Origin of the sequence: Oligoflexus sp., from assembly GCF_035638955.1 — a bacterium.
In the GTDB taxonomy this organism is placed as follows: Bacteria; Bdellovibrionota_B; Oligoflexia; order Oligoflexales; family Oligoflexaceae; genus Oligoflexus.
The window spans coordinates 1-26,059 of record NZ_DASQYZ010000165.1 but is presented as its reverse complement, the minus strand read 5'-3'; the positions used below and the strand labels follow the sequence as shown (position 1 = coordinate 26,059).

At 49.8% G+C, this 26,059-nt stretch carries 25 protein-coding genes; 16 read left to right on the top strand and 9 right to left on the bottom strand.

The annotated features are described in order from the left end of the window. The first annotated feature begins 616 nt into the window (after positions 1-616). The 5 genes from VE954_RS15770 to VE954_RS15750 all read left to right on the top strand — a co-directional run bounded on the left by VE954_RS15770 (position 617) and on the right by VE954_RS15750 (position 6,023). Positions 617-1,405 (top strand): TVP38/TMEM64 family protein, encoded by a 789-nt coding sequence (locus VE954_RS15770; RefSeq protein ID WP_324954411.1) that lies wholly within the window; start codon positions 617-619, stop codon positions 1,403-1,405. A 153-nt stretch (positions 1,406-1,558) separates the two neighbouring features. Next, positions 1,559-4,651, top strand: coding sequence for an AsmA family protein (locus VE954_RS15765; protein ID WP_324954409.1), 3,093 nt, complete (start codon positions 1,559-1,561; stop codon positions 4,649-4,651). A gap of 17 nt (positions 4,652-4,668) precedes the next feature. After that, a complete protein-coding gene (locus VE954_RS15760) occupies positions 4,669-5,319 on the top strand; it encodes a hypothetical protein (protein ID WP_324954408.1) in 651 nt (216 codons plus the stop codon). Next, the gene (locus tag VE954_RS15755) at positions 5,319-5,630 is read left to right on the top strand and encodes a hypothetical protein (protein ID WP_324954406.1); all 312 of its coding nucleotides are present in this window, start codon (positions 5,319-5,321) and stop codon (positions 5,628-5,630) included. The genes VE954_RS15760 and VE954_RS15755 overlap by 1 nt, the downstream gene beginning before the upstream one ends. Positions 5,631-5,807: 177 nt before the next feature. After that, a complete protein-coding gene (locus tag VE954_RS15750) occupies positions 5,808-6,023 on the top strand; it encodes a hypothetical protein (protein ID WP_324954404.1) in 216 nt (71 codons plus the stop codon). 65 nt (positions 6,024-6,088) lie between these two features. Here VE954_RS15750 and VE954_RS15745 read toward each other — a convergent pair whose 3' ends face one another. Then, on the bottom strand, positions 6,089-6,556 hold the full coding sequence (locus VE954_RS15745) for a hypothetical protein (protein ID WP_324954402.1): 468 nt from the start codon (positions 6,554-6,556) through the stop codon (positions 6,089-6,091). A 236-nt stretch (positions 6,557-6,792) separates the two neighbouring features. Here VE954_RS15745 and VE954_RS15740 point away from each other — a divergent pair, with 236 nt between their 5' ends. Further along, complete coding sequence (locus VE954_RS15740) at positions 6,793-7,146, top strand: hypothetical protein (protein WP_324954400.1); 354 nt, start codon at positions 6,793-6,795, stop codon at positions 7,144-7,146. Between the two features lie 329 nt (positions 7,147-7,475). On the opposite strand, the gene VE954_RS15735 is transcribed toward VE954_RS15740, so the two are convergent. Then, a complete protein-coding gene (locus VE954_RS15735; RefSeq protein ID WP_324954398.1) occupies positions 7,476-8,345 on the bottom strand; it encodes a hypothetical protein in 870 nt (289 codons plus the stop codon). A gap of 853 nt (positions 8,346-9,198) precedes the next feature. Here VE954_RS15735 and VE954_RS15730 point away from each other — a divergent pair. From VE954_RS15730 to VE954_RS15720, 3 genes are read left to right on the top strand one after another with little or no spacing between them, the layout of a single operon-like run. Next, positions 9,199-10,683: a SulP family inorganic anion transporter gene (locus VE954_RS15730; protein ID WP_324954397.1), complete on the top strand. Its 1,485-nt coding sequence runs from the start codon at positions 9,199-9,201 to the stop codon at positions 10,681-10,683. A gap of 17 nt (positions 10,684-10,700) precedes the next feature. Further along, positions 10,701-11,549 carry a universal stress protein gene (locus VE954_RS15725; RefSeq protein ID WP_324954395.1) on the top strand — a complete coding sequence of 283 codons (849 nt, stop codon included), beginning with the start codon at positions 10,701-10,703 and terminating at the stop codon, positions 11,547-11,549. A gap of 25 nt (positions 11,550-11,574) precedes the next feature. Next, positions 11,575-11,754 carry a hypothetical protein gene (locus VE954_RS15720; RefSeq protein WP_324954393.1) on the top strand — a complete coding sequence of 60 codons (180 nt, stop codon included), beginning with the start codon at positions 11,575-11,577 and terminating at the stop codon, positions 11,752-11,754. Here VE954_RS15720 and VE954_RS15715 read toward each other — a convergent pair. Further along, positions 11,747-13,237: a HAMP domain-containing sensor histidine kinase gene (locus VE954_RS15715; RefSeq protein ID WP_324954391.1), complete on the bottom strand. Its 1,491-nt coding sequence runs from the start codon at positions 13,235-13,237 to the stop codon at positions 11,747-11,749. The two genes, VE954_RS15720 and VE954_RS15715, sit on opposite strands and share 8 nt — an antisense overlap. A 708-nt stretch (positions 13,238-13,945) precedes the next feature. On the opposite strand from VE954_RS15715, the gene VE954_RS15710 reads away from it, so the two are divergent. The 6 genes from VE954_RS15710 (at position 13,946) to VE954_RS15695 (ending at position 17,756) form a co-directional block, all read left to right on the top strand. Continuing rightward, positions 13,946-14,179, top strand: coding sequence for a hypothetical protein (locus VE954_RS15710; protein ID WP_324954389.1), 234 nt, complete (start codon positions 13,946-13,948; stop codon positions 14,177-14,179). A gap of 4 nt (positions 14,180-14,183) precedes the next feature. Continuing rightward, positions 14,184-14,498: a histidine kinase dimerization/phospho-acceptor domain-containing protein gene (locus VE954_RS44275; RefSeq protein WP_414699009.1), complete on the top strand. Its 315-nt coding sequence runs from the start codon at positions 14,184-14,186 to the stop codon at positions 14,496-14,498. Beyond that, on the top strand, positions 14,464-14,739 hold the full coding sequence (locus VE954_RS15705) for a sigma 54-interacting transcriptional regulator (protein ID WP_324954387.1): 276 nt from the start codon (positions 14,464-14,466) through the stop codon (positions 14,737-14,739). Before VE954_RS44275 ends, VE954_RS15705 begins: the two co-directional genes overlap by 35 nt. Positions 14,740-14,917: 178 nt before the next feature. Then, positions 14,918-15,172, top strand: a complete 255-nt coding sequence (locus VE954_RS44270) for a helix-turn-helix domain-containing protein (RefSeq protein ID WP_414699010.1) — start codon at positions 14,918-14,920, stop codon at positions 15,170-15,172. A gap of 447 nt (positions 15,173-15,619) precedes the next feature. Further along, the gene (locus VE954_RS15700; protein WP_324954385.1) at positions 15,620-15,991 is read left to right on the top strand and encodes a hypothetical protein; all 372 of its coding nucleotides are present in this window, start codon (positions 15,620-15,622) and stop codon (positions 15,989-15,991) included. Positions 15,992-16,835: 844 nt separating this feature from the next. Continuing rightward, positions 16,836-17,756: a LysR family transcriptional regulator gene (locus tag VE954_RS15695; protein WP_324954383.1), complete on the top strand. Its 921-nt coding sequence runs from the start codon at positions 16,836-16,838 to the stop codon at positions 17,754-17,756. Positions 17,757-17,779: 23 nt separating this feature from the next. On the opposite strand, the gene VE954_RS15690 is transcribed toward VE954_RS15695, so the two are convergent. The 4 genes from VE954_RS15690 to VE954_RS15675 all read right to left on the bottom strand — a co-directional run bounded on the left by VE954_RS15690 (position 17,780) and on the right by VE954_RS15675 (position 23,641). Further along, positions 17,780-20,029: a bifunctional alpha,alpha-trehalose-phosphate synthase (UDP-forming)/trehalose-phosphatase gene (locus VE954_RS15690; RefSeq protein WP_324954381.1), complete on the bottom strand. Its 2,250-nt coding sequence runs from the start codon at positions 20,027-20,029 to the stop codon at positions 17,780-17,782. 202 nt (positions 20,030-20,231) lie between these two features. Then, positions 20,232-21,389: a cation:proton antiporter gene (locus tag VE954_RS15685; RefSeq protein ID WP_324954379.1), complete on the bottom strand. Its 1,158-nt coding sequence runs from the start codon at positions 21,387-21,389 to the stop codon at positions 20,232-20,234. 225 nt (positions 21,390-21,614) lie between these two features. Beyond that, positions 21,615-21,818 (bottom strand): hypothetical protein, encoded by a 204-nt coding sequence (locus tag VE954_RS15680; protein WP_324954377.1) that lies wholly within the window; start codon positions 21,816-21,818, stop codon positions 21,615-21,617. A gap of 431 nt (positions 21,819-22,249) precedes the next feature. Then, positions 22,250-23,641: a serine/threonine protein kinase gene (locus VE954_RS15675; protein WP_324954375.1), complete on the bottom strand. Its 1,392-nt coding sequence runs from the start codon at positions 23,639-23,641 to the stop codon at positions 22,250-22,252. 264 nt (positions 23,642-23,905) lie between these two features. On the opposite strand from VE954_RS15675, the gene VE954_RS15670 reads away from it, so the two are divergent. Beyond that, positions 23,906-24,706, top strand: coding sequence for a ParB/RepB/Spo0J family partition protein (locus tag VE954_RS15670; protein ID WP_324954373.1), 801 nt, complete (start codon positions 23,906-23,908; stop codon positions 24,704-24,706). 268 nt (positions 24,707-24,974) lie between these two features. On the opposite strand, the gene VE954_RS15665 is transcribed toward VE954_RS15670, so the two are convergent. Both VE954_RS15665 and VE954_RS15660 read right to left on the bottom strand, forming a co-directional pair. Then, complete coding sequence (locus tag VE954_RS15665) at positions 24,975-25,361, bottom strand: hypothetical protein (protein ID WP_324954371.1); 387 nt, start codon at positions 25,359-25,361, stop codon at positions 24,975-24,977. A 19-nt stretch (positions 25,362-25,380) separates the two neighbouring features. Then, positions 25,381-26,059, bottom strand: a 679-nt coding sequence (locus tag VE954_RS15660; RefSeq protein ID WP_324954369.1) for a hypothetical protein, incomplete at its 5' end; no start/stop codon positions are given.

Here is a 26,059-nt window from a genome sequence, read left to right as displayed (position 1 = left end):
CTATAATGGCGAACCGACATGCCGACCCCCCCAATTTCCAGGCACATTTGGGATGACTTTACATGTCAATAAGAGCAGATTCACCAGCGAATAATACCGTCAATTGTATCAGGAGGCTGTCCGGCTGCTGGACCCATCCTGTTTTTTCCATGCTGTGTCCAAGGCCGACTCTTCCTTTATTGTCTGCTGCGCAACTGCTGCCCGGCAAAAGTCACTGTATAGAAAAACAGTAAAATATGAGGCGCCGTATAGTGCATTGAAACGCTCCATGGTCCAGCTTGAGAGCTTTTATCCAGAAGCAACTGCAGTGATCCTCATCCTGCATACAGCTCCGTGATGCTAGAGATTGCATGACCCTGGTAGCCAAAACCTTGTTTATCAACCTAATCTACGAGTAAATCATCAAACCGCCGGAACAGCACTTACGTTTGCAGACGGTTATGACTGAGTGCATGTTCTCAAGACTGCACTGCATTCGATGGCCTTCATGCAACATAATATTTAATTCATAATGAAATGTTATCAAATATGTTCGATAAAGATATTATACGAAAAGGTTTCCCACGCATATCGTGTATAAGGCCTCAATTGGCTTTAGAATCGATCACGGTTTCCATTGCCCGTACAGCTCATAGAATTCTACGAGACTCGTTTAAAGGTAGGGGCCATTGCGATGCTAAAGCTTGATTCAATACTATCCGGGAGGCTTATGCTGGTTTTGTTACCAGCTCTCCTCATATTGTTCTTTGTTGTTTTCGACCTCGACCCATTTGTGAATATCAAGCAACTACGCGCCTGCCAGGAGTGGCTTGACACATATTACGAAAAAAATCCGCTGCAGCTGATTTTGCTGTTTTCGCTTGTCCATTTGTCGTTGGTCGCGTTTGCGATGCCCACATCCTTTATTCTTAATATGTTGGCAGGAGCTGTTTTCGGCTTCAGTGTTGCCTCTTTTGTCATGCCTTTGGTCACGACGGTTGGAGCGTCTCTTTGCTTTCTAATTTCTCGATGTCTGCTTCGAAACATCATGCAAGAACATTTTAAGGATAGAATAGCTGCGATTGACGAAGGCCTGCGTAAGGATGGAGCTCAGTATCTGCTCACACTACGATTGATCCCTCTCTTTCCCTTTGTTTTTGTCAATCTGGCTATGGGGGTCACAACGCTCTCCTTGAAAAAGTTTTTCTTTGTAAGTTTCCTGGGACTTCTACCTAAGTCCCTGATCTATATCAATGCAGGATCACAGTTGAGTCAGGTGAAGTCGATCCAGAACGTGCTTTCGCCCTGGTTGCTGCTGTCGTTCGCCATCATCGGGCTCTTGCCCCTGCTATATAAGGCACTATTGCCCTATTTTCGATCTCGCAGGGCAAGACCTCCAAAAAAATTTCGGCAGTCGTATCGTTAGTACAGAATCTCCATAGCTGGAAAATGTCTTCAATCGGAATATATGTTGCAGACAGTAGACAGTGAGTGTTGGTACGCAGCCGCACCAGAACTTGATCTCTTATCGAACACAACCATCGTTTCTGCTGCGTGACCTCTCGCCCGGGAGCGGGACATGAGAATCTTAAGAATTACATTAGGAACATTTGCCGGCGCCCTGATGGCAGTCATGATTCTCCTGCTTGGTCTGGTTCAGGTGGTCAATAGAGTGAACTGGAACAAACATTTGGACTTCGTTGCACGGACCACAGAAAAGTTCACAGATTGGCAGGTGAAGGGCCTGGAAGGGCTCGACATTCATCTGGGCACTCGCACCAGCTTCAGCGTGGAAGGGTTGAGCTTGCAAGCGGGGAATGGTGCCAGGCTTGAATCTGTGAGTGCAAGACATGCCTCCCTTGTTCTGCGCCCATGGACCTTGCTTAAAAACCAGATTGTCATCCAGGACATCACAATAAAGGATGCCCGTGTGGTGATTGACAGCACCCAGACGAGTGCTGATGATAAGCAAACACCGCTGGAAAAATGGCCCGCGCTGTTTGTTCAACAGGCGTCCATTGATGATTTTGAGATCCATATCTTGCGGGACGCTCATAAATATTTTTGGGATTTTTCCGTGGATCACTTGCAAGTCCGTTCCGAGACACCTCAATCACCTGTGAATGTTCATAGTCACGGCCAAGCGCTGGATATGCCGTATCAACTTTCGGGCACCTTGGGCTCCTTTCAGAAGTTTCGATCAGGGGGAAACGATTATCCCATCCAACTGAATATGGAGCTTGCCCGACAGAACTTGCAAGTTGCAGGCAATTTTCAACCCAGCAAAAATAGTTTCGATTTGAACGTCAAGGCGCGGGGATCGGACTACGATTTTGCGAGTCAACTGCTTGGCAGTCGGTACGATTTAAAGAAAGCGCCTGCGTACGACTTGAGCGTTCAGATCATAAGAAATCCTGAGTCATGGACAGTGAAAAATTTGATTATGAACCTCGGGAAAAGTCATCTTGAAGGCAATGGAATGTTTAAGCCTACAGGACATGTCCCGTGGATTGAGGCTGAACTGCGGGCCTCGCTGCTCCGTTACCAGGATTTCATGGCCTTCCTGCCTGATAGCAAGGTCAGAAAGTTGACCAACGCCCAAGTGCAGCAGCCGCAGAGATGGGGAGACTTCAGCCAGCTGATTCCAACACAATTCCTGCAAAACTATGAGTCCCGGGTCCACCTTTTATTAACCGATGTGCTTGGACGTGAAAACCAATCCCTCCTCCAGAACCTGGACACTACGGTTTCTCTGAAGAACGGTCGACTTACTATGGACCCTTTAACAGTTTCGGTTCCAGGGGGCGATATCCGATCTTCCCTGATGGTTGATAGCCAGAAAAAGTGCATCCAGATAACTCTGGATCGCCAGGGGAAGGACTTCAATTTTATGCAGACCATGCGCTCATTTATAAAGAATCCGGAGCCTTGGCCCGTACGCTATTTTTCCGCGCACCATATGGCCCTGAATGTACAATGGCCCGCGCCGGAACAGTATTCGGCTCTGCGTGTCAGTTTTAAAGTCAAAGATGCGCGTGTTCAATTCAATACCGTGACCCCGGATGGTAAAAAGAAAAAGCCGAAACAAAAGGGCTTTCAGGAACAGCTGGCCGAGTACCCTTCAGTCGTACTGGAATCTGGAGATATTCAGGGTTTGCGTTGGGTATATCTTAAAGAAGGTCAAGACATTGGGGGTTTTATTGAATCCTTGCATCTCTCGTCCATAGGAGCTGACCGCCCTTTTCACGTCACGAGCCACGGTCAGGTCATGAAGTTGCCTTATCGATTTTCGGCTCGGCTTGGGTCGTATGATGAGTTGAGGGATAGCAAGCAAACATTCCCGGTGGAGTTCAAAGGAATGCTCGGCGGACAGACGCTTCATGTGACGGGTGGGCTCCGCCCTGCTCAAAGCATCTATAAGTTCGATGTCGCAGGATCAGGTGAACATCTGGCCCGGTTGAAGCCGCTGCTAGCTGTTGCAGTGGGAAGGTTGCCACCTTACAATTTCCAATTCAAGCTGACCCATGAGCCCGGGCTTTTAACGATCGAAAGCATGACAGTGAATTTGGGTCAAAGCAGTGTTACAGGAGCTCTGACCTTGAGTTTAGGCGCCTCACAGCCTTTGTTGTCGGGACGACTCCTCGCGCCACTTCTTCGTTACGAGGACATTGATGGGCTGTGGACCGAAAACGATCCAGCGCCAGGGCCAAAGCCGCGAAAGGGGCAACGCCCAGGCGCTCTACTCTCGGACCAGGCGTTACCCTTTCATCTGCTGCATCATGCCCGTGCAGACCTTTTCCTTGAGGTGAAACGATACCAGGGTCCGGCCTCGGGCTGGTTTCTGGCTGAGGCCGAGGCCAGACTGCGATTGTTCAATGGCCGGCTCATACTGTCACCCATCAACATCGCCTCGTCGATCGGTCAGGCAGGTGGGATGGTAACCGTGGACGCGCGTCGCAAACCGGTTCAGCTTTCTGCCGACCTGGGTCTTGAAGTCTATAATATGGCCACCGTGGCCCGCAGGCTTTCCCTTGCCCTCCCGACCGTGGGCCTGTCGCCACGAGAACTGGTCAAAGGGAACCTGACAGGAACCTTGGAGCTTAAAAGTGAAGGTTCGAGCCCAAGACGGCTGGTTGCGGCCGCCGACGGTCACATGCAGCTCGTGATCGACGACGGTCACATTGCTGCCACTGTTCTGGAAGCTCTGAGTATGGATCTCGTGGAGACTCTTGCAACTCTGGTCAAGGATCATCCACCGACGAAGATCAACTGCATGTTTGCGAGCTATAGTGTGGACAACGGCGTAATCAAGACGGATCACTTTTTCCTGTCCACGAAGGATAGCAACGTGAAATTGTCAGGCCGCCTGGATCTCAACCGGCAACTTATCGATGTCAAATTTGAAACATTTGCTAAAGATTTTAGTTTTGCCAGCGTGGGCTCACCGGTTTATTTGAAAGGTTCCCTCGGTGACATTAAAGTCAGCACTTCGCGAAAAGAACTCATCCTCAAGGCTACTGCCGCCATCGCGCTTGGAACATTGATAAATCCAGTCATGGCCCTTGTTCCGTTCATCGATCTCGGGCTTGAAAAGAAAGGGCAGTGCGTGCGCTACACGGATCGGATTGTTAGGCTTCAATATAAAGCTGATGAGAGAATTTCAGCTCACTAAAATCTTAGGAGGTTCTTATGAAACTCATACACAAGTGGTTAGCACTAGGATTGAGCTTGGGTTTATCAACTGGACATGCGTATTCCGCAGGAGAGTCTGAAAAGACGAAGGCTACTGATGCGAAAAAGCAGGATCAAGCAGGTCAAGTGCAACAATCTCCCGTTGTCCTTGCTGAAATTTGGACCGTCTACATCGATAGGATGGACAAGGAAGCTTTAACTCTGACTTTTCCCAAAGGCTCAGCCGAACTCTCAGCCAGCGACCAGGTTCGACTGCGTGAACTGATGCCGACCTGGAAGACTCAAAAGGATCTCGATAAGGTGATCGTGGCAGCCTGGTCCGATCAGGCTTACCCAGTGGAAAAAGGCGCACGCCTGTCGGATGCAGCGCGCGACCTTGCAGAAAGGCGTGCTGAGAAAATCGAGAATTTTATAGAGGCTTTCACGGGTGCCGATGATGTCGATACCTTTAGTATGGCTGAAAAGCCCAATTGGTTCCAAAAAACGTTTGCCACGGATGCTGCGCAGATTAAAGGGGCTGCTAACAACCGGCAGGTCGATTCACTGAATGAAGATCGAATCCACAAGATTCTGGATAGCAAAGGGGGACCCTCAAAAGCTGTCATTATCCTAAAACGGGATTTTAAGCAGCAGCAACAGGCATCTTGATGAACACACGGAAACTCTGGTGTCTTGACTGGGGGGGTGATCCCTCCTTACCGTCCACAGTTGAGAAGGCGCTTCACGCCCATCGCGACCAGGGCCAGGAACATGACGTCCACCTGCGCAGCTTTAACGAAGTCAAGACATATGCTCTGCGCGCCATTGACGGGGAGATTGGCCAATTGGATGACCTGCTGATCGAACCGGAAACATGGCGGATGACTCATGTGATCGCGGACGCGAGAAAGTGGTGGCCGGGTGGACAGGTCGTGATTGACGGTTGGCCGCGACGAGGTGAAGAACGCACCTCCTTATGATCGGGACAAAGATATCACGGAGTCTTATCAGATGAGCCTGTCACACTACTACCAACGCTTTAAGGATCGGGTCCATAGGATGCCACAGAGTGGGCCCGAACGTAATTTTGAGCCACACGCTCAAGTTTAGCCAACATAGGCGTAACAATGTCTGGGTTAACCAAAACGGTGAGTTTTATGCTTCTGAATATCCAACCGCTTCGTATCACGCTAACAGATCTTCCTCAGTCCATGTCGCTTGCTGCATTTGCCAAGCAACGATCGTTGCCTGGGTCTCTGCAAAAGCTTGCCATGATGAATCAAGTGGACCCACAGGAGCCGCTGCCTCAAGGTAAAATCATCAAGCGCGTCGATGGGCAGCTCCCATCTGGGGCACGAAGCGAGGTGATCTAGTAGCAAGGTCGGAGCAAGCGGTCCGTGCTCCAGTCCTGGGCTCAATCATGAACATTTATGTTAGTCTAATTGTCTCCACCTTTTACACGAGGGTGTTCGCCTCCTGTTCCCATGGTGCTCGGTGTTCCAGGCAGACCCGTTCGCGTGCTGGAAGCATTTGGGTCTCCCGGAGGGCAGTTTATAGCCGAGAGAGCCCCATCCATGACATCCTCAACGGTCGTTGCAGAAGGTGGTGTCACACCTGGTGGCGGGCAATGGAAATATCCTTGAGGAAGCGTTGATCCGGTCCCTTCCACATTGTTGGCTGCGCTTTCGTCCTTTGTTCCGACTTTAGATTTACTTTCATTCCCGGCAGGCGTAAACCGCTTCGGTGTTGTTGCGGCAGGATCCGAATAGGCTCCCTCCGGGACCGGCACGGGCGTTTCTTCAGGTGCGTGATACTCGGGGCTTTGGTAGGGCCGTCGATTACAGCCTATGATAAGCGCAAGTGAAGCTGACACAACGATGGATCCGAAACGTATGGATATATTCATTCCGAAGCTCCTTTTTTAAAACCTAGTGAGAGCATTAAGCTGCCCACCCGATTTCATGCAAATGTAAGCCCATAACCGACAATTTATGGAAACAGTTTCCTCTGGATGAGCCTGCGTAAAGCCTGGATTGAGGACGCCATACTGGTCGTAAACGGACATCAATTTCAGCTTTGGAACAGACCATGCACTTCCTCACTCGTCTCGTTCTGCCCCTATTCTTGCAAAAGGTGGATGATATGAAACTCTTTCTTCCCACAGCACTCTTGCTATCGTGCGTGGCTATTGCCTGTAATCGGAACACCGGAACGGAAAACCGGGCTGTGCAGCGCTCGGAGGCCATATCCGGGTCTGATACGACGACACCGAGCACCGTTCCCAGCATTCAGCAGGGAACACTCCTGCCTCCGGAAAGTGTCCGCGATATTCCTTTGAGCGAGGCTGCGCCACCGCGGCAATCGCTGACTGATTGTGCGGACCCCAATGTTCCGGATGAGGATAAAATAAGTGCGAAATGCGCTGAGACTGGGGTTGGACGCACGAATCCGATCCCACCCGAGCCATCGGCGGCGACAGCCTCGCCTTCACCTTAAAGAGCGGTGGCGAGATGTTGGTTTCATATTAACTTTGGTAATACTTTTGTGATTCAAGAACTATGGATAACCTGCACTTGAAAATACTGCGCAAAATTTCCAAGCTGCTCTGGCCAGACTTTATGATTGACATTGAAGATCACAGCGCGTGTAACGCAAATCCAGAGGACGCATTTCAAACCACCCATCGCTACAGAACTGATGTCGGTGTTTGTAGCGAAGAGCGGCCAGCTCGGGAATGGGTGTGTTGTTTGGCTGACTTGAAGACCAGTTAAAGATAGGGTAGAAACTGATGAGAATACAAGTCCCTCCTGTTCGCTCAATTCATTTCAGCCAGCGTTGTCAAGCACTTTAATGTCTGTCGCATGGATATAAACGGACTGCTGACGCAGGATCGTAGCGGCTTTATCATCAATCTTATTGCGTTTCAACCATTCATGTGAAGGCGAAGGCATGGTTCGAATCACGCCCCTGAGATCCAGCTTTTGACCAGCCTGGATCGCCAGATGACCTTCCTGGGCCTTTCCTGGTTGCGGGATTTCTGCGAACGTTACGAAAACCTGCTGGTTGGGTGTTGGGCCGACCCAAAAGCTTTGATCACCTACCAGGCTTTGCACTGTCACCTGGCCCAATTCAATCTGCTTGCCAACCAATGAAATCTTGTCAGCGCTTGTGAAGATCACTTGGATATCGCTCACTTTTGCCGAAACCGTAGCTGAACTTACGTTTTGACCTCGAGGCGAAATTAAAACAGAACTAGCAACGATGGCTAGCTTGTTCTCCAACTCAACTTCATAATTAGGGCTGAGGTCGAAGCTGAATTCACGCTCGACGTCAGCCACGACAATGTTCCGCACAGTTCCTGTCACAAGTGCGATATCGTCAACTGCGAAGGGTTCTTCTGCGCGACGACGGACACCTTGCTTGAGAGGCTGCGCAGTCAGCACGCGAATCTCACTGTCGAAAAATTCTGTGCCTCCCAATTGAAAGGCCCTTGGGCCATAGACACGCTCGATTTCACCGCTCACGGTGACAGCCTTGCCGAGATAGGCTGTTGGGTTTTCCTTTATATCCTCCACCCGAACGTTTTCGGGAGCCGATTCCGTGCGAGTGCAGGCCGATGATGCGAGAAAAAATCCGCCGATGAGTCCGGCTAGTGGAAAGGCCAGAACGGAGTAGCTTGGTTGAATGATTTTCATCGTTGTTCTCCTTGATGACTGGTAGCAGTTGTCCTCCAGATCCTATTAGTTCACTAAAGAAGTTCTGCATTGATCGTGCCAGTGCTATAGGGTCTAAAGGCAAGTTCCTTCTGCACGTACTCGGAAGGTGGATTTCTGTTTCAATCCGAAGCTTCTGCTCTGAAATGGGAAGAACGAGCACGACATCAAGGGATTGAAGAACCTTGCGCGGCGGCTCACAAGCTTGGCTTTTTTGTTGCTCTCTAAAATAAACCAACAGGCAACTGCTGAGATGAGCATGCGAATCTTAGCCAACATCGCGAACTCAGCCCCCAAAATCTTGTCGTTGCTACGAAGAACTCGAGTTCCTTCCAACGAAGCCGGTCAAGCTAAAATATATTTTGCATAACATGTCCAGGTGAAGATGCTGAAGGGGCGTCTGGCGCAGGCCTGCTTGAAATCAGATGAATTTTGAGTGGTTACTCTGGCATAGGCCCTCATGATGAGAATCACCCTGCGAAGTTGTTAAGATCTGTTTACGTTGTGAGAACGTTTGGGAGCCAGTCGAAGACGACTGGATCCGGCTTCACCCATCTTTCATTGATCGAGTCACGCCTGGATTCATGAGTTGCAATTTTCGAGCTATTACGTAGACTATCCACTTACGGCTTTTTGCCACACAAATCACTTTATAATGCTGGCCATTGTGCTGACGACTCCGCCTTAAATCATTCCGCATAGTTGGAATACCGCAAAAGCTTCCCAGAGCAGTGGTCTGCGCCGCTTGCATTTCCCGCGGGAACGACGGTTTTTCAAACCATTCCAATGTTCATGAAAAATCTTATTCACCCAGCACTGAAGGATTTTTGTCTGCATGCTATTTTCTTCTACTCGTTCAGATTGGCTAGGTAATATCCGTGGTGACCTGCTCGCAGGCCTTGTCGTTGCCCTCGCACTTATTCCAGAGGCGATTGCGTTTTCCATTATTGCTGGTGTCGACCCCAAGGTCGGACTTTATGCTTCGTTTTGTATTGCGTTCTCGATAGCTTTTACAGGTGGACGACCAGGCATGATTTCGGCTGCCACTGGCGCCATGGCTCTGCTCATGATTACCTTGGTCAAAGGCCATGGCCTGGAATATCTCTTTGCAGCCACTCTTTTGACCGGAGTTTTGCAGATTGGAGCAGGTTATCTCAAACTCGGTAACCTCATGCGTTTTGTTTCTAGTTCGGTCGTGACCGGTTTCGTCAATGCACTCGCGATCCTAATTTTTCTGGCCCAGATCCCGGAACTTACCAATGTCACTTGGCAGGTCTACGCCATGACATTGGGCGGCCTCGTGATTATCTATGGATTTCCGTATATCAACAAGACGATCCCTTCGCCCCTGGTTTGCATTGTGGTTCTAACTGCCATCTCGATGAGCCTGGGTCTTGACATCCGAACTGTCGGCGATATGGGAGCTCTTCCAGACACTCTCCCTATATTCATGTGGCCCAAGGTTCCTCTGAACATGGAAACCCTTGCCATCATCTTCCCTTACTCTGCGGCTCTGGCTGTCGTTGGACTCCTGGAATCCATGATGACGGCAACCATTGTTGATGAGCTGACTGATACGCCGAGCGATAAGAACCGTGAATGCAAAGGTCAAGGGATTTCCAATATCGTGGCAGGGTTTCTGGGTGGTATGGCGGGATGCGCGATGATCGGTCAATCCATTATTAATGTCAAATCTGGTGGTAGCGGTCGTTTATCCACACTGACGGCGGGTATTGTCCTTTTGCTGCTCGTCGTCTTTTTGAATCAGTGGGTTTCACGGATTCCAATGGCAGCCCTCGTGGCCGTTATGATCATGGTTTCCATTGGAACATTCTCGTGGAAGTCTCTGAAGAACATGAGTAAATACCCGCTCTCGACCAATATCGTTATGGTTTCTACTGTGATCGTTGTTGTGTTAACCCATAACCTTGCTTATGGTGTGCTCGTGGGAGTTCTCCTGGCTGCAATGTTCTTTGCCAATAAAGTGGGCCGGCTATTGATTGTGGGCTCAGAACTTGATGTTGAGGAACAAAGAAGAACATATACAGTCAGAGGTCAGGTGTTTTTTGCTTCATCTGAGAAATTCACTCAGTCGTTTGATTTCAAGGAGGCCGTGGATCGCGTCGTCATTGATGTGAGTCATGCCCATTTTTGGGATATAACGGCCGTTTCAGCTCTGGATCGGGTCGTCATCAAGTTCCGCAGGGAAGGAATGGCGGTCGTAATCAAGGGTATAAATGAAGCGAGCGCTACCCTGGTCGACCGCTTTGGTGTGCATGACAAGCCGGAAGAAATTGAGAAATTTCTGGCAGCCCATTAATCTTGAAGGGGGTTACAATGGAGAAGCGTGTTATCGCATGTATTGATGATTCCGCTTCAGCAGCGGCCGTGTGCGATTGGGCTGCGTGGACAAGCTTTAAATTAGAGACCCCACTTACGATCCTACACGTCCTGGATAAGTCCGAACGTCCTCACGAATCGGATCTGTCCGGAAATATTGGCCTGGGAACTCGCGAAACTTTGCTGGAACAGTTGACTCTCCTCGATGAGCAGCGAGGGAAACTCGCCCTCGAGCAGGGCAAGCAAATGCTCGAAGCGGCAAAGGCCAGGGTGGAGAAGGCCGGTGTTGCCTCCAAAACCCTTCAGCGACATGCTAACCTTGTGGAAACGTTGTCCGAGATGGAAAGCGAAATCCGACTCCTGATCGTGGGGCGGCAAGGCAAGAAGTCGGAAAGCGCACTCGCGCAGATTGGAAGTCAGCTTGAGAGCGTTATTCGGACCCTTCATTGCCCCATTCTGGTTTCGTTAGCAACCTATAAAATTCCCCAGAAAATCATGATAGCTTTTGATGGAAGCCCCACCGCTATTAGGATGCTGAACCATCTTGTGAAATATCCACAGTTATTTGATGGCATTGAGGTCCATTTGGTTATGGTTGGAGGAGCAACAGATTCTCCACTCCAGGAAGCAAAGGCAATTCTGTTTGCGGAAGGACACGAATCCATCATCGCGCGACGCGTGGGAGACTCCTTGGGCGTGGCTCTAACGAGCTACGTAAAAGCGAATGATATTGATCTTACTGTGATGGGGGCCTATGGAACGTCTCCCATACGAAGATTCATTCTGGGAAGCAACACAACCAAAATGCTTCATCAAACTCAGGTCCCTTTGCTCCTATTGCGCTAAGGCATTTGGTCGACGACCGAGCTGCATGAAGTCAAGAAAGCTACAGCGCAGCTGGCCAGGGCCCTTCGATGCTGTGTGCGCTTTTGTGAACAATCATGCGGATCGCGACACCATTCAAAGTCTTAAAGGTCTGCCCATTCGTATCATCTCCCTGCGCTCGGCCGGAATCAATCAAGTGGAAATGAAGCCCTCATACATTAGGTAACTGTTAATATTTCGCAGCTATTATGCGAGTCAGTTTCTACCCAATCCTTCCTGCCAGTGCCGTGCGTTGGCGGACCAATTGGGATACGCACCATAAAGGTCGAACCCGAACCTATTTCGCTTGCGAGGTCGATGCGGCCACCATGAGACAGAACAATCTTTTTCGATGCGAATAGACCGAGCCCCACTCCTGGAATAGTATCCCTGGTCGCGTTTGCTCGCCGGAAGGGTTGAAAGATGGAATCGCGTTCATTGTCGGCGATACCGATACCCGAATCCTTCACGGAAAGTACAGCATCGTTCGTCTCGACCGAAAGAGTAACCAGTACTTCGCCGCCATAAGGCGAATACTTGATTGCATTGCTGATCAAGTTGTTGACGACCTGAGATATCCTGCTGGCATCGACGTGGGCGAATACAGGGGTGGCTCCGATACTGATTGTGATTCGATGATCCTGGGAGTAATTGCAAAATAAGGCGCAGCATTCCTTAACGATCAGGCCAAGGTCTTGGATGTCTCGATTGAGTTCAATTTCACCGCCCTCCGAGCGAACTGTATCAAGAAGATCACCTATCATTCTATTGAGATGGGTCGCCTGTCGCTGAATGACCTGTAAGAGCTGCAGTACTTGTGATGGAATAACATCGTTGTATCTTGCTACAGTAATATCCGCGCCCATCTTGATGGCACTGATGGGATTGCGTAGGTCATGCGCAGCAGCCGCCAGATATTGAACTCTGGTTTCCTTTTGTTTTTGGATTTCAGTGGCCATCTCGACAAATGCATCTGAAATTTTCTGCAATTCGTCAATTCCGCTTCTCACGGAGTAAATGCTTCCTCCTTGCCGAAAATCTTGCATGACTTGAGCCAATTTTCGCATGGGTTTATAAAGCGATTCTCGTAATACAAGAGAAAGAAGCGGTACCGTAGCTAAAAAAAGGACGGTAATGCTGATGCCAAGGAGATTGGCCTGCTTATTATACATAGATGATGCCATGTAAGCTGCCTCAGCCTGCTCAATATTTAATAGGGACAGGCTTTGCAGGTTACGAGCTGCTTCCTCGAACTTTTCCGAAAGCTGCTCGGCAGGACTTATCACGTTAAATGGTGTTGCCCCGATTCGAGTCCTTTCGTCAATGTAAGAGTCGACTGCGGTTGTCGCCGAATGTATGAGGTGGGCTTCATGCTCTGAGGCAGTATAATGACGAATTTCTTCGAATAGACGGACCATATTTTCCTGGGCTTCGCGTCGCATACCAAGATGCCTCGTGTCCCCTGTGCTTATCCAGAGCAAATCCTTGTGAGCAAAGTTAAGAAGAGTGTTTTTGAGCTCTAAGGACGCTGTAATACTTCGCTTCGATTCCAGCAACTTGGTTGAAGTCCCATGTAGTGCTGTGGTCATGCCAATCAGCGCCGCTGATACTCCAACAGTCAGGACACTTAAAATTGAAAGCACGATGGTGGCAAAAGCTTTTAGTCTCATCGGTCACGACCTAATTGTTTCAAAAGATATTGAGTTATGGATGAGAGGATTGTGACAAATGCGATCAATAAATTGGCAGCATGAACCCATTCATTCGCTTCACAATCCCAATGCTTTTCCCCGCCTATTTTTATACAGCTCCAAGCATCTCAGAGGATGAGGCAGAACCCGGCCTGCGTAGACCGGATCCCAAAATTTTGTCTTCGTCTCAAAACAAATTTTTCGCTAGGGAAAGGCAATCATGATCAGATTCACTTCAAGGTTTATGCCAGAGTGTAGCGGGCATCAAATTGTGATGATCTGATCAAACTTTGACAGACCAATTTTAATCCTGGGTTTCCAAAAAGCGCTTTCATTGGCGGTATACAGTGGCATACTTCGAGCGAATGGTCCTATATGCTGAATAGATTGCACCTCCGTGGTAGGGGGCGTGACGTGTCCCTTCCGGAACCCTGCGCCATATCATCTATCTGGACGCAGCGCCGCAGACGCGATTACCTTGAACGATCGTTCTGCAATTTCGCGCGAGGTTATCGTATCAAAGCCGTCTTCAAAAATGTGACCATGTCCTGGCCTGTTTTTATTCTCAGCCTTCTGCTTTTGATCATGGGTGGGGGTTCCGCGTGGTAAGTGAATCACCTCTATCAGGAGCTGTCCAGAGTCCTGGAACTCAATGTCACAAGCGTTAGAGCTGCTGAGGAGCTGGAGATGTTGGTCGCACGGCGCATGAGCAAATCTCTGGTCGAGCTAAACCTGCCGTTGACCTTTGCCGCCGGGAAACTCAGCGAGATTGTGGGGCCCATCCGCGTTTCGACTGGCGTTAATCTGGCAGATCTCAAGAATATCGTTGATATCATTGTGGTCGAGGTGGAACGGGTCGTCATGCGACTTCAGAAAACGCAGGAAGAGATCCTGAGATCTGAGAAATTCGCAGCCATTTGACCAATTGGCGGCAGGTACCGCCCACGAGCTGCGAAATCCCTTGATGTCCATAAAGCTGCTCGTCCAGGCCGCGCTCGTGCGCGATAATCTGTTAAGAAAGGACGATCTTCATATTATGGAACAGGAGCTCTGTCGTGTTCAACGAACTGTTCAAAATCTGCTGGAATTCGCACGACAGCCCGCAATGTCCATTGAACGGTTGGATCCTACCGGCCTTTTAGAGCAGTGTCTGAGGCTTCTCCACGGACGAGCTCAGATTCAGGGGTTACTATTCACACATTCTGATGAATGCCCTCGATGCGACAGGCCAAAAAGATGAGATCAGCGTCTTTTTAACTATCACCCAGGCCAAAGTCCTCCGTCTCCTTCAGGACCAGAGGTTCGAACGGCTGGGTGGCAACGATACGATTGAAACTGATGTGCGTGTTATCGCTGCGACCAATCGAAGTCTGAAGACCATAATCGACGAGGGCAAGTTCCGTGGTGATCTTTATGATCGGCTCAACGTCTTCACTATCGACCTACCCCCGTTTCGCGAGCGCAAGGAGGATAATATTTGAAATCCTGAGGAACTATGACTCGCCAGGCAATATGAGAGAACTGCAAAGCGTTGTAAAATATGCCTTGGCTCATGCAGATGGATAGTCCCCTCGAATTCCACATTTGCCGCGTTCCATTCTCAAAGCTGCCTTTGATCCTGCCACCAGCCATCGAGTTGAGACTGCATCCGCCGACAGCATGTCGCTTCTTGTTCAAAATCTACTGGAGAAGGGCGAAACATCTATTTATGACGCGATGGTGCGAGCGCTTGAGAGTATCATGCTGCCGGCCGTTCTTTCAGAAACCAGGAGGCGCCTCCAGGAAGCTTGCGACATTCTAGGAATCGCTCGAAATACGCTGAAAGCGAAAATGAAAGATCATTGTATCAGCATAGATCAGCGAATTTCGTCAAGAACCGAGTCCCCGGATCAAAACCTGACAACAAGCCACTAGGAATTTGCTGACGCGTATGGGCATCCTCAATTATTCAGTCGACGGCACGCTTTCTACGGCGAGCGCCAGGAATGCTGGTGCGAGAACGTAATTGGACATTGTCCTGCGTCCCAGTTGTGTCGTTTCCTCTTTACAGTGGATGCCGCTGCATCTCGTTTCACAGATTTCGTCAAAAAATGACCCCGAGGGTCAAAAATTGACAGGTGGGCGTTAGGATGCTCCGGCATGGGGTGCGTAACTTCGGCGAAACATAACCGGCACACTTTCTGCAGATTATGTCGATAACATACTTGGTAGTTGGTACTGGAACAATATTGGACATAACTGGATTCTCTCTCTCCCCCAGTTATGTCGATTCCATTCTTCCGGAGTCATCACTTGTTGGAACAGAACGACGAGCATCTGGAGTCCGAATTGCTGTGCATCATGCGGGAGCAAAAGCGACCTTTGAATCTGGAAGAGATTTTTTGCTGCCTTTATGATCGCCGCGATAGGCTGGCCGATCTTATGGCAGCCAACAAGGAAACAATTTACGAAAAACGACGCGTTAAGAGATACCTTGACCGTTCAGCTTTTCGAGGCCTGGTCGAAACTTCCTGGCAAGACGGTCAGGTATATTATCTCGCAGTGACCAAGGCCACGCTGCCAGACTCTGCTTTTCGATTGGCAATTGTCCGGGAAAAAGGCCGAATTTCATTTACCTCTCTCACGCACCGAAATCATACAGATCAGAGATCTCAGGATTATTTGCTCACGGTATTTTGCATCGTAGCTGTGGCCGTGCTTGCGTCCGTCATCATAATTGCTGCGAAAATATGATTATCTGTCAGCCGGTCGAGCTCTTGAAGGCTTGAAAAGTTTGGAACTGAGGGGTGTACTTTGTTCAGAAGTTACGGAGCGCCGTTCACCATGTAACATCTCCGACTTTGGGGGGGTGCCTGACCAAGGCACCTCCTTTTTCATCAGCATGCGGCATGTTAAAATTTCTCATGGTCTCTCGCTGAGGCAGCGTCGAGCCTGGTGCTGACTATCCTAATGGCGCGTATTCGATGCGAAGCGCTAATTCTTGAAGCGAAAAGCATTCGAAAACGAACCCATGGCATTGGCTGGACGTGAATATATCAATTCTATGATCACGGAATGATGGGTTGCATAGTAACAAGCCAATTCCTGGCATATTTTCAAGACTTGTGGGTCTTTCTTGGCTTGATAAACGTCTATGTCGCTGTCCAATCTTCTGTCAATCAGATCCCGTGACACAAGATCAGTGAGCCGTTTGGTAACAGACTGAGCGCTGGCGCGAATATGCCTGTCGATCTGATCAACTGAAAAGGTCTCATCGGGAGAGCGCGATAGCAGTAAGAGGATTTCAAGCTGCTCAACTGAATGAAGGTTTCCAAGAATGAAGGAACTTAGAGCGGCAGGTATTCTGTCTTGACTCATTTGGCTCCTGGATGCGCAATAAAACTGGCCTCCCTCCAGGGATCCAATCCACATCTCATAAAGGATTCACTAATGTAGGTTCCACGTAAAATATAATTTTCTAATAAAATCGCATAAGATTATCCTATGGATTCCCGTGATCCATAACCGTCAAAAGATTGGTTCGGTCAAAGTCGGGATCACGAACTGCATCTTCCTGCATATGCAAGAAGGGAACCCAATGTTCAACTACAATCATCTCTTCTATTTCTTCACAGTAGCCCGACTGGGTGGAATGATCAAAGCTGCCCACCACCTTCGCATTGCTCAGCCGTCGCTGACTGTTCAAATCAAAGCTTTGGAAGCGCATACAAATCGGACGCTGTTCAAGAAGGCCGGACGAGGGGTCGCTCTCACTCAGGACGGAGAAGTCCTCTATTCCATCTGTCGCAGAATGTTTGAGCCTGTTGACGATCTTAGCGAGTTCCTCGAAAACAAGGACAGTCGAGTCCAAAAGACAATTCGCATCGGCGTGTCGGACGAGCTGGAACGTCCGTTTGTTGTCAACCTGATTCGGAAGATTTTCCGCAAGGATCTTATGAACCAGGACGTACATGTCTCCATGAGGTCGGATAAGCACCGTGTCCTGCTTGATAAGCTCCGTTGGAAGGAGCTCGATGTGCTTTTGAGCAATCATACGACCCTCGGCGACGACTTCGCCGTGCTGGCCGAGATTTCCATGCCGGTCGTGGCCGTTGCCAATCGATCGATCTTGAAGAATAACCGGAAGAGTCAGGCGAAGGACCCGCTCGGCAAACTTCTTCAGGCACTCAACCTCGGGCTTGTTGTTCCCGTCTCAGAACACAAGCTTCGGATTGAAACAGAGATTCAGCTTCAAAAGCTGCGCATCAATCGCCCTGTCATTTTCGAAAGTGATATTCTTTCTGCCGTTGTCCGGGCCGCTGTCGAGGGGGTAGGCGTGGGTTTTCTCCCAAAACCGTACGTGCAAAAGGAACTCACGAGCGGAACGCTGGTCAAACTTAATGATGGGCAGAAACTTTGGAACCATGTCGTGTATCAGATCGCACCTAAAAATCGCCAGCTCGACCTGGTTAATAGCGAGATTCGGGATTACTTCAGGGTATTCAAAGACAAGGACTAGTGTTGAAGTTATCCCGACTGACTTTACTTAACACGTGTCGGTACATTCTGCGTGGGAGTCTGCATCTCTGCTCCAGTGTTCAGATGGGAGAAGAGAGTTCGAAGAAACTCGCGAACCATCGTGCTATCAAGAAGCTTAAAATGAGCCTTTGTGCCCGATGATCCTACTCCCAGAGCCAGGCCGGCATCACCAATCGCCGCAAACATGTCCTCGTCAGTTCTGTCGTCACCGATTGCGACACAGAAAATAGGGTCGTCCTTTGCCATTCGATTTTCGATCACACGGGCCTTGCTGATTCCCTTGATCCTGACCTCAAGGTTTTTTTTGCCCCTTAGGATTTCGATCTCACCGGCACCCTCCATAGACATAATTTCTTCCGTCACCACACTGAGCAGAGGATCGACGGCGTCGGGATTGATCATGCGATAGTGGAGAACGGTGGAGAACACTTTTCGTTCTATGAGGATACCCTCGTTCAAGGATTTGTGGCGCTCAAATATCTGGAAGGCCCTTTGCAGCGGGCGACAGTCCCGTTTCGATTCCATGAGGAAGCTGCGCTGTCGCGTCTGCGGATCGTATGAAATACCGCCGTGTTCCCCGTGAATATGCAAGGGGAGCCGATGGAACCAACGGAAGAGCTCGTCAAAGCGCCGACCGCTGACTATGTGCACTTCGACTCCAGGTATGGAACCTAACTGCCCCAGCAGCATTATAAGACCCGAATCCGGTGCCGCCAATTCCGGGCGACGAACGATCGGGAAGAGGGTGCCATCGTAGTCGATAAAAAGAGCGAGCGGGGGTGTGAGCTGCGATGCCAGCTGCGGAAGCTGATCAGGCCTAAGAAATGGGTTTTCCTGAACCGACTCAAGCTTGGGCGAACCTGGACCCATCCCTTGACTAAAAAGGCGAGCCCACTCGACCGTGCTAAACTTCGTGACTGCATCACGAAGTCGTTTCATTCGATCCTGTCGCTCCGATTCCGGCATGATCAACGCAGCGTGCATGGTCCTGGCTGCGGCATCAATGTCATAAGGATTGACGATCAGAGCCTCACGCAGTTCATCGGCGGCCCCTGCAAACTCACTGAGAATCAGGACCCCATCCATGTCGGGTCGTGATGCGATGAACTCCTTGGCAACAAGATTCATCCCGTCGATCAGAGGTGTCACGAGCATGATATTGACTCTGCCATAGGCCTGACCCAGTTCTTCCGCGCTGAAAGCCGAGGCGAAGTATTGAACCGGCTGATACCCAGGAAATCCAAAACGCCCATTTATGGCGCCGATCATCTGTTCGACCAGCAGTTTGTAGCGGTTGTAGGCAGCAAGCTCGTCCCGTGAACTGGGCGCTATCTGGATAAGCGTAATCTTCCCCTGCCACTCCGGATATTTTTCCAGCAATTTTTCAAAAGCCAGGAGTTTTCTTGGAAGCCCTTTCGTGTAGTCCAGCCTGTCGACAGAGAATAGAATGCGAAGATCAGGTTTGTCCTGCCGCATTTTGTCGATAGCTTCAACCAGGGTCCCCCCACTCTGCCGCGCTGCGATCTCCTCCCAATGCACGACATCGACTCCGAGCGGAGCAGCCAAAACATTGATCATACGTCCACCCACAAGGAGGCCGTCAGTGACTCGGGGATAAGAAACGATTTGTTCCACTGCCTGCTTAAAGTGATCGACATAGCCCTTCGTATGGAAGCCGATTGTATCTGCTCCCAGGAGGCCCTCCAGGATCTCCTCCCGTATCGGAAGCATGCGGAATATCTCGGCGGGAGGAAAGGGGACATGAAGGAAAAAGGAAATCGAAACACCCAGATTACGTTCCCGGATCATCCTGGGCAGCAGCTGGAGATGATAGTCTTGAATCCAGACCGTATCGCCAGGCCGGACCAATTCAGCAAGGCGTTCGGCGAACAGGCGATTGATCAGCTGATAATCAGCCCAATGCGGCAAGGTCAACGGCAGGCTGCCGGTCTGGTTGTGATAGAGAGGCCAAAAGACACCGTTCGAAACGTCATTGTAAAAGGCATGGTGAGCCCTGATGGGTAGTCTTACAGTCTCGCAACCGCGCTCCTGGAAAGCTGATGCCACATGCGCTTTTTGGGCTTTGGTCAGTTTCTGGGAAAGCCCATCCCATCCCAACCAAACCGTATCTTCGCCAAGCAGCGGCAGCAGTCCGCTGGCAAGTCCCCCCATCGAGGCCTTCAAGCGGATCTGATCATTTTCAAAGTAAGCGCTAAAAGGCAGTCGGTGCGATACTATAAACAGGCGATTCATGCCGCTCCCTTGAGTTATCCATATCCAACAAGCATCGGACCTCCTTCCTGTCCTATAAAATATAATTATCGTATCAATTTCATAACTTTTTGTTATGGGCCGATTTATCCCGGAAATATTCGTGCAGTGGGTGCAGGCCTGGATGGGCTGGGGAGGATCATGCATCCTCCGTGGTCATCATGAACGCCCGCAATCAGTGCGTTCAAAAAACTTCGTGAGGTTCGGGAATATCCTGAAAACGCGAGTTCCGTAGGATGAACCCGGGTATAATGGTTACCAGGATGGTATAAGTGACCAGTGCTCCGAAAATATCAGGAGCCAGATTATAACGAGTTCGAAGAATCTCTGCAATGACGAGACCGAAAACCAGGGTCGGTGTAATTGAAATACCCACAGTAAGAATCTGCTTGAAGCTTTCACGGAATTGCATGCGACGCTGGATGAAAACAGGCAGGAGCCGTAGAGGGACTATGATCAGGGTCAGAGCCAACCCACCTGTGAGCGCTTCGGTGGAAAAAACATCCAGCGATAACCGATTCCCTGCTCGGTAAAAATAGAAGGGAACAAAAAACGTGCAGAAGAGCTTGAGGGCGTCATACACCTTATGCGCATTCATGACTTCAAAGAGATCCTCAAATCGCTGCACAGCCAACCCAACGATGAAAGCCCCGACGAGGTAGTAAGTGCCCAAACGTTTGGTTGCGATCCCCACCAGCACGGCAAGAACGATGAAAAACGAAAACTCAGAATTCTTTGCATGGGGTGAGACGATTTTAGCAAATCCCATGAAAACCAAAGGCAGTACTGCGATGATAAGAAAGAGCCCCAAGGCTGACAGCGATAGCTTTTCAAGGGAGTGTGATTGCAACAGGAAAAACATGATAAGGAGGGCGACCAATTCCGTCCCAATCGCTTTGCTTTTCACCCAAAAGCGCTGCTCTTCACTCAACGGCAGACTGGGAATGGCGTCAAGTATGAAACCCGTCGATGGAGTGGCCAGCGCCAGGGCCAAAAGTCCTGCCACATTAAAAGGGAGGTCGAAGAGTTGAAGGGCCGCGGTTGTAATCAAAGCAAGCACGCCCAAGGTTCCGGCCACGTGAACAGCCAGAAACCTCCATACCTTTTTCAATTCCGAGAGATCGGCTTCAATCCCCGCAAGAAGAAAGAGCGAGCTGATCCCCAGGACAGCCAGGAAACCCAGGAGCTGGTCGAATCGGAAAGCCTGGCAACAGCTCGCGGCTGCAAGCCCGAGCCCAAACGCAGTGATACCTGCGGGGATATGCCAGCGCTCCAGGTATCGAGGCAAAACGAAAAGGCCAAATACCAACGCTACAAAGCTGAGATCGATCACTTCTTCCATTATCGCACCTTATGGAACGCCAGTTCTCAATATCGAACGAGATGATGCCAGTTACACATGGGGCTGAGAATGCGTGCTTGCAGATACCCTGTGTCGCATCCGAAATGCTCGATCTTTGAAACCCTCATGATATTGTGTCAATTGTGCCGGCAGGATTCTGTGACTCCTGTATTACGGTTGTATGAGGACGCGTTCTTCACCTCCCCTCGGGTCTCATACCACCGTCTATTTTCCGCTCATTCCAGCTGAGTGCCTGGTGGCTTCAGTGCTGATAAGGACGAGGCGATCGGAACGCCATGTTCCAGTATCTATGACAAAATATCGCGAGGTCCATGTTACGTCATCAGAATAAATATCTTTAATATTCCCTTGGGCACCATCCGATGACATGAGTGTCAACTTGTTGATTGCCTGCATGCTGTACTGCATGGATTGCTCCTCTTGGCAACGGATTGACCTATACACTCACAATACATAGAGGCCGGAGCGGCCTCAGATAATTGAATTTCCCAACAAAACGCGGATGCTGTTCGGTTGGTGAGTCGGTTACCCGTCTGGGTCTGCAATAATTATTCCGCTTTGCGAAGGCGCGGGATCATGGGAAATTGGTCGTACTGGTGGAAAGGTTATCTATCGGGAAGATTCGATAGCAATTTGTTATCGATGTCAGCGCCCGGGGCGCTTGAAATGCTGTGCATGACGAACTAAAAGGCGCCCACTCCTGGTGCTATTGGAGTGCCTGCTGCGTTATGATCGAACGCGAAGAATAGATCCTGCTTAATATTTCTGATGGTGGCGCGACTCAACGTTCCGGATTTGACGATCCCGCTGAAGGACAGGATAAGATGATGCCAGACAGATTAGTTCTTGATCTGGCAACGAGCTTTCTGACCGGAAGCCGCCGGTGTAATCACCAAAGTGGAAGGCACACCGGCCTGAGGCGGTCGGTCCACGCGGAATTCACACTTATATTGTGCGCTTTCGTCGACGGCGCGGAATGTTACGAAATGGGATACGCCTGGCGTCAACTCAACCAGAAGGGGCGTTTCCCCTTCAAACAGACCGTTGTCGATATCCACGAAAACCTTGCTGCCGGATGACAGAAGACGGACGGGATAGAGCATGGCGTGAGGCAATTTTTTCAGGAATATCTTCTCGGGTTTCAGGGTCTCTCCCGATTCGCCTTGGAAGCGGATGACTTCCTTTTGGTAACCAGGTCGGCTTATTTCCATTTCATAAGCCCCGGGAGCTAAACGCAGCTTCACTGGTGACTTCACATAGGCGCCATCATAGATTTTAACGCCGTTTACCTTCAAAGTAATGACTTCCGGTGACGTTCGCAGATCGATCTGCAGCTTCTTATCGATGACGAGTTCATCTCGATTGAAGTAGAGCACGCCCACGAGCATTCCGACCAGCAGCAGAATCATTGGGATTTTGCTGCGTGCAGCCCGGCGCGGGGGAGAGGATACGTGATTGCGCGGTCTTTGACGCGTGGCTGTGCTTTCCGCCTGCGGATAAGCCTGATCCACGACCATGATGCGCGATGGGTGATTTTTCTTGAAACCACCGGACAGCGTGATCGTGCGATCATCCATCAAAGGCGCGTGCACATTCGCACTGCCGAGGCGCGAGGCGTCGGTGATAGGCATTTCATTGTGGACGCTGCGCGCGGATTCAACCATGCCCTGCGGAATGTTGCCCGACGTCTGACCCACAGCCATATTGGTGACGGGAGCGGCCACCGCTGGTTTGGAAGCCTGGGCCAAGGTTTCGCGAATATCTTCCTGAGTTTTATCCCGGCGTTTGGCCAGAATGCGTTTCAGGAAGTTACCGAGTTCACGGGAGGTAAATTCCGAATAGCGTGAGTGCAGATAACGCGACAGATCCTTTTCAAAGGCCGCTGCCGTCTGGTAGCGTTCCTTGCGATCTTTGGCGAGGCCCTTCATGACGATGGCCCGCAGTTCCTTGTCGACTTCCGGATTCAATTCGCAGATGTCATAGGGAACTTCGCAGTTCTGTACCTTGCGTATACTTTCCACTTCGGACATGCCCGCGAACAGCCGCTTCATCGCCAGGGTTTCCCACAGCACGACGGCCAGACTGAAGACATCCGAACGTCCGTCGAGGGGCTTGGCCAGCACCTGCTCCGGACTCATATAGGAATATTTACCTTTGACCACGCCTGGTTTGGTTTCCGTCAGCTTGTTTTCTGCGGAAGCAATACCGACAACTGTAATCCGGTATGACAATCCTCACATAAGAACGAAGCACTGAAAAATAAGGGGATTCATGCGGAATTTAGTTTTCTGCCAACTTGCAAAATAGAGCAGTTCGAAAGGCAGAACATTCCTATATCGACATAGATAGAATAGACAGTAAGGCAATATTATCTATTATAAGCAACGGTAATCACGAATAAACATTATCAGTAATAGTAGATAGTTAGCCCTACAAATTTGGTAAGTATGTGAAATTATTGGATTGTTAATCGTTCGCAAGAGGAGAGCAAGTCGATGGCCAAAAAAGAACGCACACAGGGTCAGATGTCTGTAGAATCTGTAGCACAAACTTCATTAGAGAAGGGCTTAGGAGAGACAAAAAGAAGCGTAAAGGGTGGAAAGGAGCAGTTACTTACTCTCAAACCGAAAGATATCCATGCGCTTCAATATGACAATTATCGGCAGATAGATGAAACCAAGGTTGAAGAGTATTTTCAGAGCATCAGAGAAGTTGGTGTTAAGGTTGCCGTTGTGGTGAAAAAAACCGAGAATGGCATGTCCCTTATTGATGGCCATCATCGTGTTGAGGCTGCTCGCAGGCTCATGCAGCAATATCCCCACATCTCTATTACCATCCAAGCTATTGTTCGAGTTGGAACAAGTGAGAGCGACGAGATAGTTCAAAAAGTTGTGTCGAATTTTACCAGACGCGAGTCGATCATAGACCGCGCCGCAGGCTACCAGCTTCTGGCAGAAAAAGGCAAAACTGCGAAGCAGATCGCGGATACCGTGGGAAAAGACCGGACGACGATCGAAAATCATCTTCATTTCTACAGTATGTATTTGCGGCACAAAGAGGCCATCGACAAGCATCTTCCTTCCCTCAAGGAAGCATTCCTTTACAAGCTTGGTCATAAATTCAATCGGGAACCTGATTCAGATATTGCTGGGATCATCGAAAAAGAGATTGCCCCCAAGGAGAGAAAGTCGGGGACAAAAGCCGATCCCGAAAGCATACTCTTGGATGCTGGTTTTAGTAAAACCGAAGCCAAGAGAGTTTGCTCACTACTTCGCGAAGCAGGGATCCGACTATAGTCGCAGCATAGGTTTCGATACATATGAGTCCTGCGGCCCCTGAATCGGCAGTGGGATTTTTTGACAGAATCTCAGAGATGCAACTCTTTGAGCCGTTTTTCGGGGTTTACAAAAAGTTCAAAGCGACTTCTCAGGGGCTCGCCTGAACTTCGTGACCAATTGGGGGGTGGCATCCAGATGATCATGTTGCTAAATGCTGGCGTCACGCTTGCTTTTCGCCGGATCAGATAGCTGCACCACGCACCACACACAGAAGGAGTAAGGCTGTTTACCAGCGACGCCGCCATTTGTCACGATATGATGGTGGGTCTGGTATTGGACTTGGCGAACCTTCGTAGCGCTTTGCAGAGAAGCTGCTACTATCGCCATTTTTGATTTTGATCATTCCCTTAAGCAGACCATCTTTGCCAACTTTTGCATTGCCAGTGCCGCTGAGCTGATCAAATTCCCAGGCTCCTTTCCAGCTGAAGGAAACACCCGTTTTTGTTCCTCTTACTTGAAGTTGGGCCAAAAGGCAGTGCATCCCCAATCGATCATCATCTCCAGTGAACGAAATCAGTGCTGGCCCAAGGTCGTCCAAACCTTCATTGACCCAGGTCGCAGTATCTATGATTCGCCACCAACCCCGAATCTGTGGTGAAATTTCTTCCGTCAACTTGTTTTCCTTTATTCAGTCATTTGTGAAGTGGTGTGTCGATCGGAAGCAAGTGTCTCCCCCCTTTTTCCGCCATAACTTCTCTCTGTTCCTCGCTGGCGCGGCTATGAGGTCGACTTAGATCGATATCAGGTATGCCTTTCAAATAGCAGGCCTGAGGTTCATGGTTGAAATAGGCTTCAAAGATATACTCGTTCCAATATTGTCGGGTGAGCCCGTATTTAAAGAGACGGTGCAGGGCGAGGTTTTTATCCTTCAGTCGCATTTTTTGGAGAGTTCGTTGGAGATACGATAGCCATTCCATTTCTTCAGCCGGCTGAATGATGTAAGGCGTTGTGAACGCCAGATAGGGCGCATGATCGGGTTGGGCTGGAGGAAGGAGGCGGACGAACCAGAGCTCCCCCGGTCTGCCGCGATAGTCAAGGGGGCTTTTAACATGAAATGACTTGTTTGTCAGCAACTCCTCAAGCCGAATCAGTCGCCCGTCAATGCCTTGGTAGCGGTAGAGGCCCATGCGCGATTCGGAGAAGTTTTTCAAATATTGCAGAAAAGTCTTTTCCATTGGTACTACGTTTGAAGCATTATGGAGCACAGACGCCATAGTTTCCTTGCCGCGACCTACCTGAAGATCACAGAAGGCCCAGCAGTTGAAATACGACAGATAAAGTGGGCTCATGGGTGGCCCGCCCGGCATATAC